Source organism: Erysipelatoclostridium sp. An15 (assembly GCF_002160675.1).
Classification (GTDB): domain Bacteria; phylum Bacillota_I; class Bacilli_A; order Erysipelotrichales; family Coprobacillaceae; genus Thomasclavelia; species Thomasclavelia merdavium.
Map to the genome: position 1 here is coordinate 18,436 of NZ_NFLA01000028.1, position 19,866 is coordinate 38,301.

18 protein-coding genes and 6 tRNA genes are annotated in these 19,866 nt (G+C 31.0%); 2 read left to right on the top strand and 22 right to left on the bottom strand.

Annotated features, from left to right (window positions below; all coding sequences use genetic code 11):
• Positions 1–17 precede the first annotated feature (17 nt).
• From B5E92_RS09520 to B5E92_RS09585, 14 genes are all read right to left on the bottom strand, one after another.
• Positions 18–653: a DUF1638 domain-containing protein gene (locus B5E92_RS09520; protein ID WP_158095214.1), complete on the bottom strand. Its 636-nt coding sequence runs from the start codon at positions 651–653 to the stop codon at positions 18–20.
• Positions 650–2,065: an ASKHA domain-containing protein gene (locus tag B5E92_RS09525; RefSeq protein WP_087301646.1), complete on the bottom strand. Its 1,416-nt coding sequence runs from the start codon at positions 2,063–2,065 to the stop codon at positions 650–652. The genes B5E92_RS09520 and B5E92_RS09525 overlap by 4 nt, the downstream gene beginning before the upstream one ends.
• Positions 2,062–3,057, bottom strand: a complete 996-nt coding sequence (locus B5E92_RS09530) for a uroporphyrinogen decarboxylase family protein (RefSeq protein ID WP_239406442.1) — start codon at positions 3,055–3,057, stop codon at positions 2,062–2,064. Before B5E92_RS09530 ends, B5E92_RS09525 begins: the two co-directional genes overlap by 4 nt.
• 17 nt (positions 3,058–3,074) lie before the next feature.
• A complete protein-coding gene (locus B5E92_RS09535; protein ID WP_087301650.1) occupies positions 3,075–4,163 on the bottom strand; it encodes a hypothetical protein in 1,089 nt (362 codons plus the stop codon).
• Positions 4,157–4,795 carry a corrinoid protein gene (locus B5E92_RS09540; RefSeq protein ID WP_087301653.1) on the bottom strand — a complete coding sequence of 213 codons (639 nt, stop codon included), beginning with the start codon at positions 4,793–4,795 and terminating at the stop codon, positions 4,157–4,159. Before B5E92_RS09540 ends, B5E92_RS09535 begins: the two co-directional genes overlap by 7 nt.
• Positions 4,796–4,915: 120 nt before the next feature.
• On the bottom strand, positions 4,916–5,620 hold the full coding sequence (locus B5E92_RS09545) for a GntR family transcriptional regulator (RefSeq protein WP_087301655.1): 705 nt from the start codon (positions 5,618–5,620) through the stop codon (positions 4,916–4,918).
• A gap of 122 nt (positions 5,621–5,742) precedes the next feature.
• The gene (locus tag B5E92_RS09550) at positions 5,743–6,531 is read right to left on the bottom strand and encodes a Cof-type HAD-IIB family hydrolase (RefSeq protein ID WP_087301657.1); all 789 of its coding nucleotides are present in this window, start codon (positions 6,529–6,531) and stop codon (positions 5,743–5,745) included.
• A gap of 122 nt (positions 6,532–6,653) precedes the next feature.
• Positions 6,654–8,165, bottom strand: coding sequence for a glycosyl hydrolase (locus tag B5E92_RS09555; RefSeq protein ID WP_087301659.1), 1,512 nt, complete (start codon positions 8,163–8,165; stop codon positions 6,654–6,656).
• Entirely contained in the window at positions 8,155–12,288 is a 4,134-nt protein-coding gene (locus B5E92_RS09560; RefSeq protein WP_087301661.1) for a fibronectin type III domain-containing protein, read from the bottom strand. Before B5E92_RS09560 ends, B5E92_RS09555 begins: the two co-directional genes overlap by 11 nt.
• A 226-nt stretch (positions 12,289–12,514) precedes the next feature.
• On the bottom strand, positions 12,515–13,282 hold the full coding sequence (locus B5E92_RS09565) for a MurR/RpiR family transcriptional regulator (protein WP_087301663.1): 768 nt from the start codon (positions 13,280–13,282) through the stop codon (positions 12,515–12,517).
• Between the two features lie 118 nt (positions 13,283–13,400).
• Positions 13,401–14,390 carry a rod shape-determining protein gene (locus B5E92_RS09570; RefSeq protein WP_087301665.1) on the bottom strand — a complete coding sequence of 330 codons (990 nt, stop codon included), beginning with the start codon at positions 14,388–14,390 and terminating at the stop codon, positions 13,401–13,403.
• A gap of 105 nt (positions 14,391–14,495) precedes the next feature.
• The gene (locus B5E92_RS09575; protein ID WP_087301667.1) at positions 14,496–15,140 is read right to left on the bottom strand and encodes a M23 family metallopeptidase; all 645 of its coding nucleotides are present in this window, start codon (positions 15,138–15,140) and stop codon (positions 14,496–14,498) included.
• Between the two features lie 44 nt (positions 15,141–15,184).
• Positions 15,185–16,084, bottom strand: a complete 900-nt coding sequence (spoIID, locus tag B5E92_RS09580) for a stage II sporulation protein D (RefSeq protein ID WP_087301669.1) — start codon at positions 16,082–16,084, stop codon at positions 15,185–15,187.
• Positions 16,085–16,128: 44 nt separating this feature from the next.
• Positions 16,129–16,329: a DUF1146 domain-containing protein gene (locus tag B5E92_RS09585; protein WP_087301671.1), complete on the bottom strand. Its 201-nt coding sequence runs from the start codon at positions 16,327–16,329 to the stop codon at positions 16,129–16,131.
• A 70-nt stretch (positions 16,330–16,399) separates the two neighbouring features.
• Between B5E92_RS09585 and B5E92_RS09590 the strand changes: the two genes are divergently transcribed.
• Both B5E92_RS09590 and B5E92_RS09595 read left to right on the top strand, forming a co-directional pair.
• Positions 16,400–16,936, top strand: a complete 537-nt coding sequence (locus tag B5E92_RS09590; protein WP_087301673.1) for a GNAT family N-acetyltransferase — start codon at positions 16,400–16,402, stop codon at positions 16,934–16,936.
• 16 nt (positions 16,937–16,952) lie between these two features.
• The gene (locus tag B5E92_RS09595) at positions 16,953–17,348 is read left to right on the top strand and encodes a hypothetical protein (protein ID WP_087301675.1); all 396 of its coding nucleotides are present in this window, start codon (positions 16,953–16,955) and stop codon (positions 17,346–17,348) included.
• A 39-nt stretch (positions 17,349–17,387) separates the two neighbouring features.
• On the opposite strand, the gene B5E92_RS09600 is transcribed toward B5E92_RS09595, so the two are convergent.
• From B5E92_RS09600 to B5E92_RS09635, 8 genes are all read right to left on the bottom strand, one after another.
• Positions 17,388–17,463 (bottom strand) — tRNA-Glu (locus B5E92_RS09600).
• 3 nt (positions 17,464–17,466) lie between these two features.
• Positions 17,467–17,542 (bottom strand) — tRNA-Asn (locus B5E92_RS09605).
• Positions 17,543–17,549: 7 nt separating this feature from the next.
• Positions 17,550–17,623, bottom strand: a tRNA-Gly gene (locus B5E92_RS09610).
• 278 nt (positions 17,624–17,901) lie between these two features.
• Positions 17,902–18,477, bottom strand: a complete 576-nt coding sequence (locus tag B5E92_RS09615) for a hypothetical protein (RefSeq protein ID WP_087301677.1) — start codon at positions 18,475–18,477, stop codon at positions 17,902–17,904.
• A 103-nt stretch (positions 18,478–18,580) separates the two neighbouring features.
• Positions 18,581–19,450, bottom strand: coding sequence for a shikimate dehydrogenase (locus B5E92_RS09620; RefSeq protein WP_087301679.1), 870 nt, complete (start codon positions 19,448–19,450; stop codon positions 18,581–18,583).
• Between the two features lie 123 nt (positions 19,451–19,573).
• Positions 19,574–19,647, bottom strand: a tRNA-Gly gene (locus B5E92_RS09625).
• A gap of 5 nt (positions 19,648–19,652) precedes the next feature.
• Positions 19,653–19,741: transfer RNA gene (locus tag B5E92_RS09630), tRNA-Leu, on the bottom strand.
• Between the two features lie 13 nt (positions 19,742–19,754).
• A tRNA-Lys gene (locus tag B5E92_RS09635) sits at positions 19,755–19,830 on the bottom strand.
• Positions 19,831–19,866 lie beyond the last annotated feature (36 nt).

Below are 19,866 nucleotides of genomic sequence, written 5' to 3' on the forward strand. Positions count from 1 at the left end.
ACTCTCCTTACCCGATATTAAACAATTTTAATTACACTATCATCAATTGATAAAACAATTCTTTGACCTGGATATACATCTACTATTTCATTAGACTTCAAATTAATTATTTCTTCTAAAAATTTCAAATCACCAGTAAGTACCTGTTTTTCATTATCCAAATATTCATCATCTAATGGAATATTTAAAGAAATATAATAACTGACATCAATTGATAACATCTCTTTTAAATAAGCAATTGTTTCTTCATCATAATAACTTTGCCATTTTAATAAACTATCATTAGTATAATTTGCCTTTTTTAAAGCATAACAGCTCCAGCCTATCGATTTATTATTTTCAGTTAATCGCTCAAATCTTTCTTTTGATCCTAACAAAATACTCATACAATCATGGACCTTGATTACAACCAAAGGAATGCTACGAGTCTTTAAAGCCGTCAATGCCCCACCACAAACACCATATAATATTATAATCTTATCAAATTCATTTTCATCACTACGATCTATTTCTAATTGAATCGCTTTAGCTAATTTTTTAGGTTGATTATGTTGTGAAATTTCTAAAAAGGTAAATACATATTGTTCCTTGTCAAATGTCAAATATTCAATATATGGCTGAAAAATCGCACAGGAAATAACTTTATATTTCAAAAATATAAACCATCAATTAAATAATCATCAAAATCTGGATATTCAGCCAAATTAATATTTTTACAAGCATCTACAATATGATCTAATCTTTTTAAATCCTGATGACGTAACAAGGTATAGGCGCCACTTAAAGCACTATTATTAACACACTCAACATTAACCCCTGGCGGTAATATTTTTAACTCTACTAAATCTTTAACTTGAAGATGGCTGCCAAAGCCTCCAGAAATATAAATTTGATCAACATTGCCATTTTCATCTAATAATGCTTTTACACCGGCTTGAATCGCTGCTTTAGCTAATTGGAAGGTTTGAATATCTTTTTGAGTAATATAAATATTATAAGCTATATTAAATTGTTTTTTAGAATTTTTAAACCTTCCTAGCTCATCAATTATATCATTACGTTTTAAACTTGCAAACAATGATATTAAGCCACTGCCACAAATACATTTAGCAGCCTTATTATCAATAGTATGATAAGTTACTTTATTATCTTTTATCGTAACCTCACTAATAGCCCCAGGAATACTAGGACCACCACAAGTAATCCCTACTCCTTCAAAAGCTGGACCAGCAGCTGAAGAAGTTGCCATCATGCCATCTTTATTACCAACAACAATTTCACCATTAGTACCTAAATCAATAAGCATTTTCAAATTATTTTCTTTATCAATATCTAAAGCTAAAACCCCGGCAACAATATCACCACCAACAAAAGGTCCAATATGAGGAAATGTATATACTAAAAACTGCTGGTTAATATTTTTGAAAATTTGTTTTGATGAAATAATCTGGGTCTTTTTTATCGGAATCTTAAAAGGAACATGTCCTAGACTAGAAACATCACAGTTTAAAAAAAGATTTGTCATTACCGTATTACCACAAACTATCATCCGTTTAATTTTTATATCGGCTTTTTCAATGAGCACTGCTTCTATTTTTGAAAGTAAGATTTCTGTTAATTGCTTTTGATTTTTTTTACTAAATTCAATTCGAGAAATCACATCACTACCATAAGCTACTTGGGGATTTTTAAAAGCACTAGTGGCAATTATTTTACCTGTCTTTAAATCAACCCAGCACATAACAACTGTTGTTGTCCCAATATCAGTAATTAAACCATAACCATCTTCAATAATATTATCATTATTTTTTAAATACATCTTCGTTAAAATACTCATATCAGATTGCCAGATTTGATATTTAATTGACTCTTGATATTCATGTAGACAAGCTAATCTAATTCCCATTGCGATTTCATGAGGCGTTAATATTTTTTGCTCTAATGGGGTAACTGGAAAATTTTCATTTAAAACTTTTATTTTGCATTTACCGCATTTTTGATGACCGTTACAAGAACCTTGTAATAACTGTCCTTTTTCTTGAATTACATCTAATATTGTTTTCATTTTTGATAATACTCTTGAGCCGTTTTCATAAAGGCATCAATATTTTCCCATTTAGCAAAAGGCGGAATATCACAACCAGAAGAAATAACAAAATTATCAACATCACCAATAGCTTCTAATAAAGCATTAGTAGCCGCTATTACATCTTCTTTACTAGCATCTTTTAAACTAACCGGATCAATATTTCCCATTACCATAACATCTTTAGGCATTAGTTTTAACATTTGTTCAATTGAAATGGCATTGCCAAAATGATAAAGACGACAGCCAGTTGATAAAATCGTATCTACCATTTTTAAAGTATTATTACCACAATTATGATAAGCAACAAGGAAACTATCATCATCTAAAGCTGAAACAATTTCTTTAACATAGCGACTAGAAAATTCATCACATAAATTAGGTGATAAAATACCAGCTAACGGTTCTGCCATGAATACCCCATCGATACCTAGATCTTTATAAGCTTGAAGATAATTGATTAAAAACTCAGTTGCCTTTTTTAATACTAGATGTACCATTTCTGGTTCATCATAACAACAAATCATCGCTTCACTAACTCCTAATAATCTTCCAGCTAGGGAAAAAGGACCAATGCATCCGGCAAATACTGGACAATCTTTAATTTCCTGTTTAGCTTTTTTCATTGCATCAAGATATATCCGGGTTCTTTTAGCACCTACCTTAGGTACTTTTAAATTTATTGCATCTTCTTCACTTTTTATAATACTACCAACAACCGTTGGTACTTCATCTTCACTAAAACGAATATTAGCACCAAAAGCTTCAGCTTCAACTGATAAATCCATAAATCCCATGATAGCTAAAGGATGACAACGCTGATTAATTAATTTTAAGGCTTCACTTTGTAAATTACTATCACTAATTAATTTTTCAACTGATGTATTTAATAATTGAATCACTGGAAATGTCAAAACCGGCATTGCCCGTTTATTCTTTTTTATTCTAATTTGTTTTAACCATTCATCCATCATAATTCTCCTTTAACCTATCTAGGTACTCCATACTTATTTAAAACCTTTTCAAATTCCTCACGATCTTCTTCATTACCTTCACAAATAAACGCTAACCCTTTTGTTGTCTGCAATAAATTAACAATATGATCTATAAAACGCAACTCATCTTTATTATAACAATTTATTTGTAATAACAATCCCGCATCATGAACCTTATGATAAATTTCACTCCACTGCTTATCATCAATTGGTTTAGAGCCGGCTCCATTGATCCATTGAATACCTGCAAAACCACATTCAATAATTCGATCTAAATGTCTAACTGCTCCAGGACCATCTAAATGATAGAAAGAACGTTCAATCAAATCAACTTCTTTTTTTAAAGTATCAGTAACAAACTCATCGAACTGCGCTGGTCCAATCATACAACAAAAATCACATTGTGAAATAAAGTATGGTTTTTGCGACAACAAAGATATCCATCCTGAATATCCTAATCCTTTTTGTTTAGAAATCTGTTCAATATAGTTTTTATATGCAAACTCATAAGCGTTATAAATCTCATCATTTAATCTAGTAACTTCATCAGGATCATCATATAAATCCAATAACGAATTATTAGCACCACGCATTGATTCAACAATATCCATCATACCGCCTAGATTCGGAATTCCAAAAGCAATATCATCTTTAAATTCTTCCTGGAATGCTTTTATTAAATCCATTCCTCTTTGATATAACCAATTATTTTCATCTAAGCAAGGTCGAATATCCTGAAGTTCTTTACCTTTCATTTCTTCAAACCAGATTGTTCCTCTTTCTTCATCAATATGATAGCTTTGACCTAGCATTGCCCCAAGAATTCCAGTAGAACGCATGTAGAAATTAGGAAAAGCATCCCCTAAATAAAGATTAGATTCATAAACAGCCCGGTAGCTTTTAGCCACTTTACTAGCAGGACAAGTATTATCATAAACCATTTTTAAAAGCTGACCACGACTAGCTACATTTTCAGTATTTTTCTTTTTTAAAGTAACCTGGATAATTGGTCTTTCTAATTTATGATCCCACCAGTCTTCAAAATCATTAATTAACTGTTGTTTCTTTTCTTTCGTTAACATGCTCTTCCCTCCAAAATAGATGCCGCTACATCAGCCGCACTAGCTGCATCATCAGTATAATAATCAGCTCCAATTTCATCACAGAATTCTTGATTAACCGGTGCTCCACCAATCATTACTTTAACATCCAAATTTTCCGCTTTAACTAAATCAACTACTCTTTTCATTTCAGGCATCGTTGTTGTAAGCAAAGCACTACAACAAATAATATCAGCATGATTCTTTTTAGCTTCATCAATAAATGTTTCAGCACTAATATCAGTACCTAAATCAATAACATCGATTCCTTTACCTTCCATCATGATTCTAACTAAATTTTTTCCAATATCGTGCAAATCACCTTTTACCGTTCCAAGTACGGCAGTTCCTTTACTAATGTTACTAGAATCTTGTAAATATGGTTTTAAAACTTCAACCCCTTTATTCATCGCTCTAGCAGCAACTAAAACTTCTGGGACAAAAATCTCTTCCTGTTTAAATTTATCACCGATGATTGCCATTCCCGCAAGCAAAGCATCATTTAAAATTACATTAGCTTCAATTCCTTCATCTAAAGCTTCCTGTACTAAAGTAACAACATTTTTAGCCCGTCCTTGTTGCATAAGTTCCTTAATTTCTGATAATTTATCCATCTTTTTACCTCCAATCCATTAAGTTTTTGTCTTTAATTTATACCTACTTATAATATAACGCTATCATTTATAATTGTCTAGACAATTTCCAAAATAGAAATAAAAAGCTAGATTAAAAATCTAACTTTCCCCACAATATACAAACTGATCTCCTGGATAAGAATTAATACCATAATAATATATTTTATCATTACTATCCTTAGCAATAATTTTTAATTGTAGAATTGGACTATTGATCGGTATTTGTAACAATGACGACGTTTTTTTATTTGCGACCTTAGCTTCTACTATAATTTGATTAGAAAGTTCTTGTTGTTTTATTAAAAAATGTTTTTCAATGACATTTTCAAAACTTTGATAACACTCTTCCTTTTTTACCATTGTAAAATATTTAAGTGGTAAATAAATTTTTTCATAGACAATTGGCTGTCCATCTCCTAATTGTACCCTTTTAACTCGTATTATTTTTTCTTGTTCAAGATTAAAATATTCTTTAGCAATATAATTATCATCAATAACTTTTACTTCTAACACTTTAACTGTTAACTGCTTAAAGATTTTATGCAGTTGTTCATCTTTACTAACAGAAATTTGATTCATTGACCGACTCATTTTCTTTTTAGCTAAAAACAAACCACTACCGCGTTTACGAATCAATACCCCATCCTGGATCAAATCATCAAAAGCTCTTCGAACCGTCATTCTAGAAACGTTAAATAATTCTGTAAATTCTTTTTCAGAGGGCAACATAACATCCTCTTTAAATTTTCCATTATCAATTTGCTCTAAAATATATTTTTTTATTTCTGGATATTTAGCTGCCATACTACCTTCTCCCTTTTTATAAGCTACTTCTATCTTAAAAAAAAATTACTAATATGTAAATAACAAAAACTATTTCTAATAATAAAAAAAGTACCACTATTATATGGTACTAATTTAATATCCTAGTCAAATAATTCAACTAGAACTTTTTCTAAACCATTATTTTGAATGGTATCACAGACTAAATCACTTACTTCTTTTAACTCTGGTACAGCATTACCCATCGCTACTCCAGTACCGACTAACTGAATCATTTCTAAATCGTTTAGCCCATCACCAAAAGCATAGCTATCTTGATGATTTAAATTTAAGTGTTCTAAAACTTTTTGTACTCCGGTTGCTTTTGATATTACATTAGAATATATTTCAAAAGCATTTTCAGTTCCATGTTTATCATAATTGAAATCATCTTTAATAATATCTTCAATTTCATCCATTTTATCTGCCGGAACATTAACTTCAATTTTCAAACATTGATCAATTACATCATCTTTATTAAAATCAGTAATCAAATAATCTTCGTTAATATCACAGCTAATAAAAAATTCTTCTAATACTTTAAATTCCGGATTCAAATAAGAACCACGACTAGTTTCGATAATATATTCATAACCCTTTTCATCTAAATGTTTTATTAAATTAATAGTTTTTTGTAGATTAGTTGGCTGTTGATAAATAAACTCACCATTTAATTCAACATGTGCCCCATTAGCTAAAACCATCCCATCAAAACCAAAATCAGAAATCGTCTTAGAGATAAAAGCATATGGTCGTCCACTGGCAATAAAAAGTAAATTCCCCTGTTGTTGTAACTCACGCATCTTTCTTTGCAGACCAGCTGGCATTTCTGGAACCCCGGCATGAGTTTCTGTCAATGTTCCATCGATATCAAAAAATAATACTTTTGTCATCTTTCCACCTCATTGTTTTATTTATGACTAAATTATAACAAAGGCATTTTAAAGAAATTGCTTTTTACTATTTTGGAAAAATAAAATCCCTTTTAGATAACTAAAAGAGATTTTATCGAAAATTATTTATTAACCAATTTAAATCCACTATAAGATATAAGCATTAATAACATTAACATTAAAACATTACTAGTATCACCAGTTGCAACACTTGAACTACTTGAAAGTTCTGTTTGTTTTGTTACCTTATCTTCTTTAGGAAGTTCTGGTGTAACAGCTTGTTTTTCTAAACCATTATAAGCCTCTAATAATTGCTTATATAGATCATCAATTATAAATTGACTACTAGACCCTAAATTACGATCAATTGCTTTTGCCTGGTTTAAAATATTTTCAAAAGTTTCAACATTGATATATTGATCATAATCACTACTAGCTATTAGTTCATCAGCTTTACTAATCATCTTATCTAAATCAATATAATAACCTGCATCTTCTACATATTCATCATTTAAATCAATACCTTCAATATTAGGATTACCTAGTGATTTATATAATTTACCTAGATCTGTCAATTGGCCAGTTTGTTGATCATATAAAGCTGTTTTACCACCATTTACATCATCGTCATCAAAATTAAACCAGGTATATCTTTCAACATAATCACGAGCTTCTAGTCCAGCAATTGTTTCTTTTAAATAAGTACTTATCTGCTTATTAGCTTCATCATAATTAGAATTGGCACCATATAAACCACTATTAGCAACTCCAAATTCACTTACCCAAATTGGTTTATGGTATAACTGATAAAGAGTATCGATTGCTTCTAAAAAAGCCTGCGCCATTCCCTCACCAGCCCAATCATAATAAATATGAACCGGGATAAAATCGATATCATCCATATTAACAGTTTTACCATACTCCTGATACCATTCATTAGTTGGATATGATGTTGCCGGTGACCCAATTCGTAAACCTGTTTTAGTAAATAAATCTTGATAGCTAGCTGCTTGTAAAACAGATAAATTAGCTTGATTAGTTAAATCAGGCTCATTAAAACCAAGAATTGTTGTATAGTTAGCTACCTGATCACTTTCTAGCCAGGAAAGGCTATTTTCATCCCAAATCATTGGCACAAATTCTTTAGAACCAGTAACGTTAGTTGAAGGAGTATAACTCCAGTTGTAATACCAGCTTTCTTGCATATTAGCAACTGGAGTATTAACTGCCTTATCATCAATATTTAGTCCTTTTTTACAAATCTGGAACTTACGGATATTAGAACTAAATTCATGATTGTCTTTAGTAACGGCAACTACTTGTAATTGATAATAATCAGTCTTAGTTAGATATATACTAGTTTTTAAAATATCTTTTCCATCAGCAAAAACAATATTAACTTTTTGACCATCAATATAAATATCATAATGATCTATTACAATATCATCAACTGCAAATTGATTGAAAGCTACATCAATATTACCAGCCGGTTTTAATTCTTTAGCTTCCGGGGTAATTATCGCTGATGTTTTCCAGCTATCAAAGCGATTATTATTTTCTTGAGCCATTATTTTAACTGGCACCAATGAAGTTAACAGACAAACAAGAACTATTAATATCTTTTTAATCTTCATGTTTTCTTTTTACGCAAGTAAAAGCGACTGAGGATAATAGAGCTGTTGTGGCAAATAAGGCAACTAAGCTATCATCTCCTGTTTTTACTGCTTTTTTAGTATCATGTTTTGCTGGTGTTTTAACGGTATCAGTATTTGAATCTTGATTTTCGTTATCACCAGTATTAGTATCATCACTTATTAATACTAGTTTATTATAAGCATCTGTTAATGCTTGATATGCTTTATCTATATCTTCTTGTAGAGCTTCACTATCATTTAATACTTTTTTAGCTTCTTCCATTGCACTAGCAAAAGCTTTCCAGCTATCTTTTGTATAGTTAGCTTCTTTTAATGTTTGATAGTTATCATAAATTTCTTGTAGTTTAGTTTTATCACCAGCTACTTGAAGATTTTCAATAGCTGTTTTAAAGTTATTTAATACTTCATTAAATTCACTATTTGAAGCTTCATATTTTAAATAATCTGTTGATAATACGCGTTCAACTTCTTGTAAAGCTGCGCTGAATTCATTCCAGCTACCTTCAGTATAATTACCTTGAGTTAAATCTTTATATTGATCATAAAGCGCCTGCATAGAAGCAACATCTAAACCATCTTCACCAAATTGACGAACATTAGTAATTGTTTCAACGCCAAGATACTTACCTTTTTGTTCATCACTGCCATCAGTTGCTTTACCAACAACAGCAGTACCATTTTGATAACTGATCAAGAATTTTCGAGACCATCCCTCACCAGTTAAGCCAGTTTCATTATCTTTACCACTGTTGACACCATCACCAACACCATTAATAATTGTATTAATTCTTTGTAATGCGCCATCATCTTTAGCAAATGTTTGTAAACAAGCATTTTCAACTAAAACATTTTCACTATTTGGTACTTCAATCGCATTATCTAATTGAATCTGTACTTTAGAAGAGTCATAATCTTCACCAGTATAAATAAAGACATTATAAATACCTAAACCAACAGCATAGTGACTTTTAACATTATTTGCAACTTTATATGATGAATATCCATTTACAGTACCATTATGAGACATCCATTCTTCTTGTGAGATTGGATCATATGCTGTTTCATTTTGATAGAAATATGTTGCCCCGTTTTCACCATTCCATAGTGTGTTATATTTTTGGAAATGTTCATTGAACAATGCATAACAAGTAACATTATCACCATTAACAATCAAACCATGATCAGATTCGTTACCATACCATTCAACACCAGCACCGTGGTCAGCACGCCAAATCCAGAAATGATCACATAAAACATTATTAGCATTAATTTCTAAAGCATTATCAGCTTTTGTAAGAGTATCAGTTGTTCCTCCTACTCTAAAGAATAAATCTTGTAATACAATTGGATTATCTTCGTTGTTATTAGAATTCTTTTCAGTTCCTACTTTTAATAAATATTTACTATGTTCACCCGCATCAAAAATTAAGCCAGCAACTTTAACTCCAGTAACATCATCATCAATAATCATTGCTGCTTCTTCATTTGCAGGAATGATTGATGCCATTCCAGTTCCTAATAAAATAGTATTATCTTCATTTACTAAGATTGGTTCTTGGGCATAATATGTTCCTGGTGTAAAATAAATATTTTTACCAGCGGCAATTTGTTCATTTATTGTAGCAGCCAAATCATCAGGTGTTGCGATATAGAATTCGCTTAAAGGAATACTTTTTCCTTCACCCATATCATCTTCTGACCAGCTTACACCATTAGTATTTTCTCTAACAGCTGGGACAAAAACTTGATATTCACCATTATCATCAATATATAAGAATGGTTTTTCACTAATTTTTGGAGTTGTTTCGATATTTGTAAATACTTGTTGATTACCACTAGCATCACCAATATTCCAGTTAGAATATCCATTTCCATTAACTAGACTATTACCAGTGTCTTCGTTTGGTAAATTATCAGAAATAACCCCTTGATAGAAGTTATTTAAAGTTGTACCAAAGGCATTACCATTAATAACACTATTTCTAGTATAGAACTGTTGACCAGAATGAGTTCCAGCATCACCTTCAAAATAGCTATCAGCTACATAACCTCCACTAGCCCAGCCATAATTCCAATCATATGATACATTACGAGATGAATAAACACGTCTTAATGGTGCAGCTTGTGCTACAGCCCAGTTAAATTCATCAGCGCGCCAAGAACCATATTGGGCTTTTCCTTGTTCATTTCCAGTATTAATAATTGAAACATTTTCCATTGAACGCCAGAAATTACAAGTTGCATTATTATCTGTTAAATACGCTGGAATCGCAACGTTATTTAACTTAACATCATAAGGAGTTTTTCCCAAACCATTAAATGAAGTATAGAAACCTAAATACATACAGCTAGTTTCTGTATAATCTCCTGGTTTAAAATATACTTGATATTGATCTGCTTTAAATTGAGCATCAGCATTAGCATCATGTTGTTGTTCAAACAAAGCTAATAAGATACTGTCAATTTGAGCTGTATCATCAGTTTGAGCAAAAATAATTGTATGATCACCAAATAAATTTGTTTCTAATGAAACAAATCTTGATACATCAGAATATTCAGCTTCATCACCAATTTGGTCATTATTACCATTATTGATTGCTACAACACGATAATAATTTTCATATTTATTACCAGTTAATGCTACTTCAATTGAAGTACCATCTTTAACAAGACCATTTTCGACATCAGTATATGTTCCATAAGCACTAGGAGCCCATTGTAATTTATAATGAGTCGCATTTTCAGCTTTATCCCAGCTGATCTTTACTTTGTTATTACCTATTTCATCAAGTTTTACATTTGTAGGTGTAGCTGGTTTATCACCAACTCGAGTTTTAGCACTTACTTCATTACTATATGTACTAACACTTTTATCACCATTGATAACTAATAATTTATAACTATATTCATTTCCTGGATTTAATCCAGTAACTGTATAAGAACTTTCGTTTGTTAAATCTGCGATTTTACTATAAAACTCATCACTTGGTCCTTTTTGATATAATTCAATTTGTGTATAAATACATACTGGATTAGTCCATGATAAGTCTAATGTAGTTTGGGTTCTGGTACTACTATCAATTTTTAAATCTGTTATCATTTCAGGAAAAACTTCACTATGAATAACAAATTTTTCTCTATCAGTTAAACTAGCTGCAGTTTTATCACATAATGCTAATTCTTCATTTTCATTTACAGTAATGTATTCATGAGTATATGAACTTCTTAAATATACTTGTCCATTTCCAGCCGGTTCAACGACAATTGATTCCCAACCACCTGGATTGGCTTCTTTAGCAACTATATCACTTACTGCCCCATCTACCCAATTAGCTGAGATAATTGTCATATTAGGTTTGCTTTTAGATTTAAAAGCAACAGTATCTATCGCTCCAGAAACATCTTCCATAATATAATTATCATTAGTTGTATATGCAGGCATAAATTTTTCATCATCAGTAATATTATTTATATCACCGGTTACTTTTACTGGTTGTAGGTTTTCTTGCCCATTAAAACTTACCAGTTTATTTGTTTCTACATTTTGAATCGATACATATTCATCAATAACTGAAACTTCTTCAAAAACAAATACTTCGGCTTGATCAGCAGCAACTTTATCTAAACGACCATTTTCACCTAGTCCTAAATATACGCCACTGTAACTTTTTAACTTGTACCCGTTTTCAACCGGTTCAATCGTAAATTTATGATCATTGCTTACATTAGTATCATAGTTGAAAACAAATGAAATTCCATTACCCAAAGTATTTTCACACTTTAATAAAGCTCCATTATTTCCAACTGAAGCAAAGGCATATTGACTATCACCTTGATTGGTAATTTTAAAAGCAACCTTACCTTTTGCTTTACTATTAACTACATCACCATCAACATAAACAGCTCCAGCATCACTCCAGGTTACTTCTCTTACTTGAACTGCTTTATTTGTGGTTGTTGAAATTATCGCATATGTTTTTTCAGTATCAAACTCTGGCAATGATAAAGTTTTAGCTTCTACTGGCATCACAGTAAAAGTTGCCATTAACATCATTACCACTAATAACATAGCGGTCACTTTTTTAAAACATTTCTTTACCATAATCATTTTCCTTTCTCTAATTTTAAACACATTATTTGTCATCAATAAAAGTGGCCAGCTTTTATTGTGACATAACTAATCAATACATCAAATCAATGTATTTTTACAAATGTGCTTCTTGATACCTTAAAATTAGCACATTATTACCCATTTTTAAATATTTCCGCGCGTTTCTGTAATGTGTTACATCGTTTGTAACAAAAAACTGATTACTTAAATAATCAGTTTATAAATTACGACTTGTAAATTTTAATGGTAAAGAACGTTTTTTACTATTTTGTAGTTCCCGAGTTACTCGCTCTAAAATATAAAGAACTGGAATCTGTGAAGAAATATTATATGTTTGGGGTAAAATTATATCTTTAACATAATAATTAATACACAAATCACTCATATTTCCTATTGTTGTATCGGGTTTATTAATTATTGAAACAATTTTTGTATTTTGGCGCTGATACATCTTTATTTGATCAATTATTTCTCTAGTTTCACCACTTTCACTTAAAACAATTAACAAATGGCTACTATCACTATTTACTGGCGGTGGCCAATAGGGATCATCAATACCTTGGCTATAATAACCGACATTACTAAAATAACGTGCTCCATATTTGCCAAGCAAGCCACTAGTACCAATTCCTAAAAAAGTTATTGATTGAGCATTATCAACATATTCGACAAATTTAGCAATATTTTCTTTAAAGTCTTCACTTCTAGCATAATTAAAAAATTCTAAAATAACATCTATTTCATCATCAATATCCGGTAATAACAAACCTTCATTAAACAATTTCAATTTTGTTTTAAATTCGACAAACCCCTGACAATCTAATTTTTGACAAAATCTAACTATAGTAGCTGTCGAAACATGAGTTGCTTTAGCTAAATCCCTAACAGACATTTTAATAACTGTTGGAATATTTTTAATTACATATTGATATACACTTGTCTCCGTTGGATTTAAATCAGCAATTTGTTTATATGTAAATAACACATTTTTCACCTACCATATTAATTTTAACATAAACATGAAAAATTTGTCACAAATTAATTTTAAAAAAAGTACAATCAATTACAATATGTAATCAACTGTACTTTTAATAGACTATTAATTATTTTACGTAGTGAGTATTTTCTAACATAACACCGCAACCGTTAGCAACACAGTTTAAAGCATCATCAGCTACAAATACAGGTACTCCTAATTCATTTTCTAATAGGCGATCAAGTCCTGTTAATAAAGCACCTCCACCAGTTAAGAAAATTCCTCTAGATACGATATCAGCAGCTAATTCAGGTGGTGTTTGTTCAAGAACATGTTTAGTTTCACGAACAATAGTTTGACAAGTTTCACGTAATGCTAATTCAGTTTCATCAGCAGTAATAGTAATAGTATGTGGTAATCCAGTAACTAAATCACGACCTCTTACTTCAAATGTTTCATCGCTGATTCCTTTAATTGCAATACCAATTTGCATTTTGATTTGTTCAGCAGTACGATCACCAATTAATAATTTATATTTATCTTTTACAAATTTGATGATATCTTCATCCATAACGTCACCAGCAATTTTTAATGAACTGCTTGTAACAATATCCCCTAAAGATAATACGGCAATATCAGTAGTTCCTCCACCGATATCGATAACCATATTTCCAGTTGGTTTAGAAATTTCAAGACCTGCTCCAACAGCAGCTACTTTTGGTTCTTCTTCAATAAATACTCGTTTTGCACCACATCTTTCAGCTACATCTTTAATTGCACTTTTTTCAATTGATGTAATGTTTGAAGGGCAACAAATTAAAATAGTTGGTCTTGAAAAGATTCCTTTTAAGTTTAATTTATTTATAAAATGAGTAATTAAGATTTCAGTAATTCTAAAATCAGCAATAACCCCATCTTTTAAGGGACGAATTGCTTTTACTCTACCTGGTGTTTTTCCTAACATATCTTTAGCTTCTTGACCGACAGCTAAAGGTTTTTTTGTTTCTTCATCTATTGCAACTACAGAAGGTTCATTAACAACGATACCTTCACCTTTGACATAAATTAAAATATTTGCTGTACCTAAGTCGATACCAATTTCTTTTGATAATGCCATTATACGTCCTCCTTGTTTTTCTTAACTATTGTACCATGATTTTTTTTATTTACAAGGTAAAAAACCAAATAGCGATAATTTTTTTAATTATCACTATTTGGTTGATTATAACGCTATTTTTGAGACCTCTTGATCAAAATATTTTTCAGGGTTTATAGCCTGGTTATCTTTTTCTAAAATAAAGTGTAAATGATTCTTTAATTCTGATTCATAAACATTTTCACCACTAGTACCAATTTTATCTCCCTGTTTAATTACAGCATCTTTTTCTACCGTAACTTCGCTTAAAGACTGATAAGTAGTTGCAATTCCATTTTCATTAGTAACTGTTACTACCCATCCTAATAACGCATCATTTTCTTTTTTAGTAACTGTTCCTGAACATGCTGCTTTTACTTCAAAAGCTTTGTTATCATTAGCAAAATCGATACCTAAATTAGGACGATACACCCCTTCAAAATATACTAGAGCGTTTTCTAATTCTTCATCACTCAAGCTAGCATCATAAAACTTTTTTACTATTTCAATACCATCATCTACTGGTTTAATCAATTTTTCTGCTGGGGCTTGAGGATCATCATTACTTTCATTTGTTTCTTCCTGACCTTCATCAACTTTAACAACCGCAGTATCATTATAAGGCTGATATTGATTAACAATTAACTGAACAACACCAACACCAAGTAAAAAAAACAAAACTACAGCTGTAAAAATCAAGACCCGTCGATTACGCTTTATAAAAAGTTTCATTATTTCACCTCATTTGTAGTGTTTCCACTAAAATCAGGTTTATACTAATTATTTGTAATTTCAATATTAGTATAATAATGATTTAAAATTGTTTTATAATCAGCACCTTCTAAAGCCATACCTTGCGCACCATATTGGCTCATCCCAACACCATGACCGCTGCCTAAAGTTTTAAAAATATAATCACCATCACTATATTCAATTTCAAAACAGCTTGAAGCTAATCCTAAAATTTCTCGAACTTGTCGACCACTATAATTTTTACCACCCACGCTCAAAGTAGCTACACGCCCACTTTTTTTATAAGCAATAATATTAAAATCCAGGTCAGTACAAGCAAACTTTTCTTTTAACTGCTCTCGAGAAAAAGTTTTTGAGCGACTATTACTGGGATCAACAGTTAGATCCCAATGACTATCAACGCTCCTTAAATATGGTAATGCACTTGATTCAAAATAATCTTCAACATTTTCAGTATAACCATTACTAGAAGAAAAAAACATCGCACTTATATATTGACCATCATATTTCATTACTTCATCGTTAGTTTCATCGATAGCCGTAACAATTTTTTGACGATACTGATCATATTTATCACCCCAGTTTTCTTTCATTTGCTCCTCACTCAAATAAACCTGCGAGTTAGTAGTATTATCAACACTTAAATTACGATTATAAACAAAAGTCCGACTTGCAACGACCTGGGCTTTTAAAGCTTCAATTTCAAATTCAGCTGGCATCTCTCCAGCAACGACCCCTAATAAATAATCATCCATATCAATATAATTAACATTATTATCTATCGTTACTGCCACTTGTACTGGTTTATCCGGTTCTTGTTTACCTGTAATCGTTGTTTCTTCATATTTTGATTTAAATTGCATCGATAAAAAAGCGATTAAAATAAAAAAAACGATTCCAATTTTAACACCAATCTCTTTCATATAATTACCTCATCAAACTATATGAAAGAGATCTTAATAATATGTTAAAAATGAATCGTTGCAAACTCTAAAATAAAACTTCCTAATAAATATCCTAACGATAAAGATACAATTAAAAAAAACAAATAAAACTCTCTTACCTTCCCTTTATGAATAATATTATCATAATTAAAACAACTTAAACTCCACATCGATAACATTACTGAAATTACATAAACAAATAATTTTATAATCTGATATGACATTATTTTTCATCTCCTTAAATTATTATAACCTAGTATAACATGATAAAAATATTAAACAAGAGGTGTCAAAATGAAAATCCAATTACGACCATATATTCTACAAGACCAAAATCAACTAGTTTTATTAGCCAACAATCCTAATGTTTCTGCCAATTTAAACGATCAATTCCCTTATCCTTTTACAAATCAAGATGCTTTAAACTGTATCAATAAAGCTAACCAGCCCAATTCTAGAATTATCGAATTTGCGATAACTGTTGATCAAATATTTTGTGGTGCTATATCATTTACCTTTGGTCACGATATATATAGCCATTGTGGTGAAATCGGTTATTGGCTAGGACAGCCATATTGGAATCTAGGAATAATGAATCAAGCAATTAAACAAATGATCGAATATATATTTACAAACTATGATACAAAAATCATTGTTGCTCGAGTTTTTAGTCGTAATCTAGCTAGTAAAAAAATCTTAGTTAAAAATAACTTTGAATTACTAGTTTCTTTAAAAAATTATGGCTATAAACGTGGTGAATTTTTAAATATCGAACTTTATGAACTAACAATTGAAAAATATCAGTTATCTTTAAAAAATCAAAGCATATAATAAAGCAGGTGATAAAATGAATAATACAGTTTTACAAAACTTAATTTACAATCAGCTTTTCGCTGCTGCTAATTATGAATTAGTCGCAACCATTGCTCCTAACAATGAAACAAAGACCAAATTAATAAACTATTCTTCTGACTGTCGTAATAACGCTACCTATCTTGAACGAATTTATCAAGAAGAAAACACTTCTAGTTATAATCCAATTGTTGAAAAAGCACAATTCCATGGTAACTTTATTGAATCAGTTAAGTGGCTCCTTAATTACGAAGGAGACTCAAACCGCTTATTCTTTATTCAATCTTTCTATGATATTTATACTGTTAGCCAACGCCAGATTTTATCATATATTGCCGGGATATTAAATAATCATGCCATTGGGTTAACACATATGATTTTTACCAATTAAACAAAAAAACCAGGACGCTAAGTCCTGGATGATTTCAAATGGTGACCTGTACGGGATTCGAACCCGTGAATGCATGCGTGAAAGGCATGTGAGTTAACCGTTTCTCCAACAGGCCACATGGCGCTTGAAGTAGGACTCGAACCTACGACCGATCGGTTAACAGCCGATTGCTCTACCAACTGAGCTATTCAAGCAAAAATATGGAGCGGGTGATGGGAATCGAACCCACGTAGTCAGCTTGGAAGGCTGAAGTTCTACCATTGAACTACACCCGCTTATTTCGTTTCTGAGTAGTGCCTCATCGACTACTGCCCTAATATAATAACATCTATTTTCAACTATTGCAATACTTTTTTTAAAAAAATTTTACATTTTTTTAACCCTATTTATACTCTTATCAAAAAATCCTCTTATAATCAATAAAATTTAATTTTATAAATTTAAAATTTTTTTCGATTTTTTTATCATTTATTGCTTAAATCAACAATTTTAAGTATTATTTTATAAAAAAAAACATTTAAATATTTTTTTATATTACAAAAAAGAAACTGCTTTAATTAACAGTTTCTCCATTTGAATCAGTAGTATCATTAGTAGTACCTTCACTCGAATCACTATTTTGATCTTCATTATTTTGATTATCATTATTTTGTGAGTCATTTCCTGAAGATGGTAATTGATCATTTTCTTGATTTTGAGAATTATTTTCTTCATCACTTATATTATCGTTATTACTATTTTGTTTTTCATTAGAGTTTTGTTCTTTACTATCAGTATTTTGATTTTCCTGGTTATCTAATTCTTCTTGAAGATTATCTATTTGATTTTGTTGATCTTGATAATAATTATAGGCAAAATAACCACCAACACCTACACCTGCTATAATAAGGACAATTAAAATAAATATTATTATCGTAGAAAAAGTAGAACGACCACCCTTTTCTTTTTTTACTTTCGTTTTTGTTTTGTTACGTTTTTTTGTCTTGGTTACTTTCTTTTTACGACCACGCTGTTTTTTAGCAGTTTTCTCTTTTTCATCTGTATCTTCGTCACTATCGTCTTCTTGATAGTCAAGTGGCATATCTTCTAATTCATCATGTTCTTCATTAAATTCAAATCTTTGTGCCATATTAATCACCTCATCTATCATATTATACACGGATATGAATTCTATATTAACTTTTAAAAATAATTAATTTTCACATAAAAAAACAAACCAGCTTCCTGATTTGTTATTTTATATTCAAAATTTCTTTCATATAATCAATTGGCATATCTTGTCCTGTCCACAATTTAAAAGAAGCCGCTCCCTGGAACAAGACCATCGCTTTTCCATTAATATATTTACAACCAGCTTCCTGCGCTAATTTTAATAACGCTGTTTGTTCTGGTACATAAATAATATCAACAACAATAACATCTTTTGGTAAATAAGAAGCATCAGAAATATATGTCTGTCCTTCTAATGGTTTCATTCCAACTCCTGTTGCATTTACAAAAACATGACTACTTGCGATTTCAGCTTTTAATTTATCTAAATCAGCCAAGTCATACAAAGTCACTTTACAGTCAGTTTGTTGATTGATCATTTCAATTTTTTCTAGCGCATTATCCCAGAATTTATCTCTTACATTAAATACCGAAATTTCCTTAACACCATCTAAAGCTGCTTGAACCATAATTGCTGTAGCTGCCCCACCAGCACCACCAATTGTCATCTTTTTACCTATAACATCAATATCATTATCTTTTAGCGATTGCATAAAACCAATCCCATCAGTAATATGCCCCACTAGCTTACCATTTTCATTAACAATTGTATTTACAGCTCCACATAATTTAGAAGCTGGTGAAAGTTCATCTAAGTATTTTGCAACCAAAATTTTATTTGGCATTGAAACATTAGCCCCAACCATTTTTAATGCTCTTAATCCCTTAATTGCATCTTCTAAAGTATTATTATCAACATCAAAACCAAGATAAGCATAATCTAAACCAAGTTTAGCAAAAGCCTCATTATGCATCATTGGTGAAGTTGAATGATGAACCGGATGAGCCAATAAGCCAATTAACTTAGTATGTCCAGTAATTCTTTCCGCCATTGTTTATCCCTCCTATTTGTTATAGTATATAATAATTTTTTTAAACAATAAAGAAAAAACGTTATTACTATAAAAATATCCAAATAAACAAAAAAATCAATCATACGATTGATTTACATGCAATGGAGCGGGTGATGGGAATCGAACCCACGTAGTCAGCTTGGAAGGCTGAAGTTCTACCATTGAACTACACCCGCAATCATGGTGCCCAGGGCCGGAATCGAACCGGCACGGATTTTGAGGTCCGCAGGATTTTAAGTCCTGTGCGTCTACCAGTTTCGCCACCTGGGCAATTTAATTGAAATGGTGACCCGCAGGCGATTCGAACGCCTGACCCTCTGATTAAAAGTCAGATGCTCTACCGACTGAGCTAGCGGGTCATCTTGGCTGGGGTACCTGGATTCGAACCAGGGAGA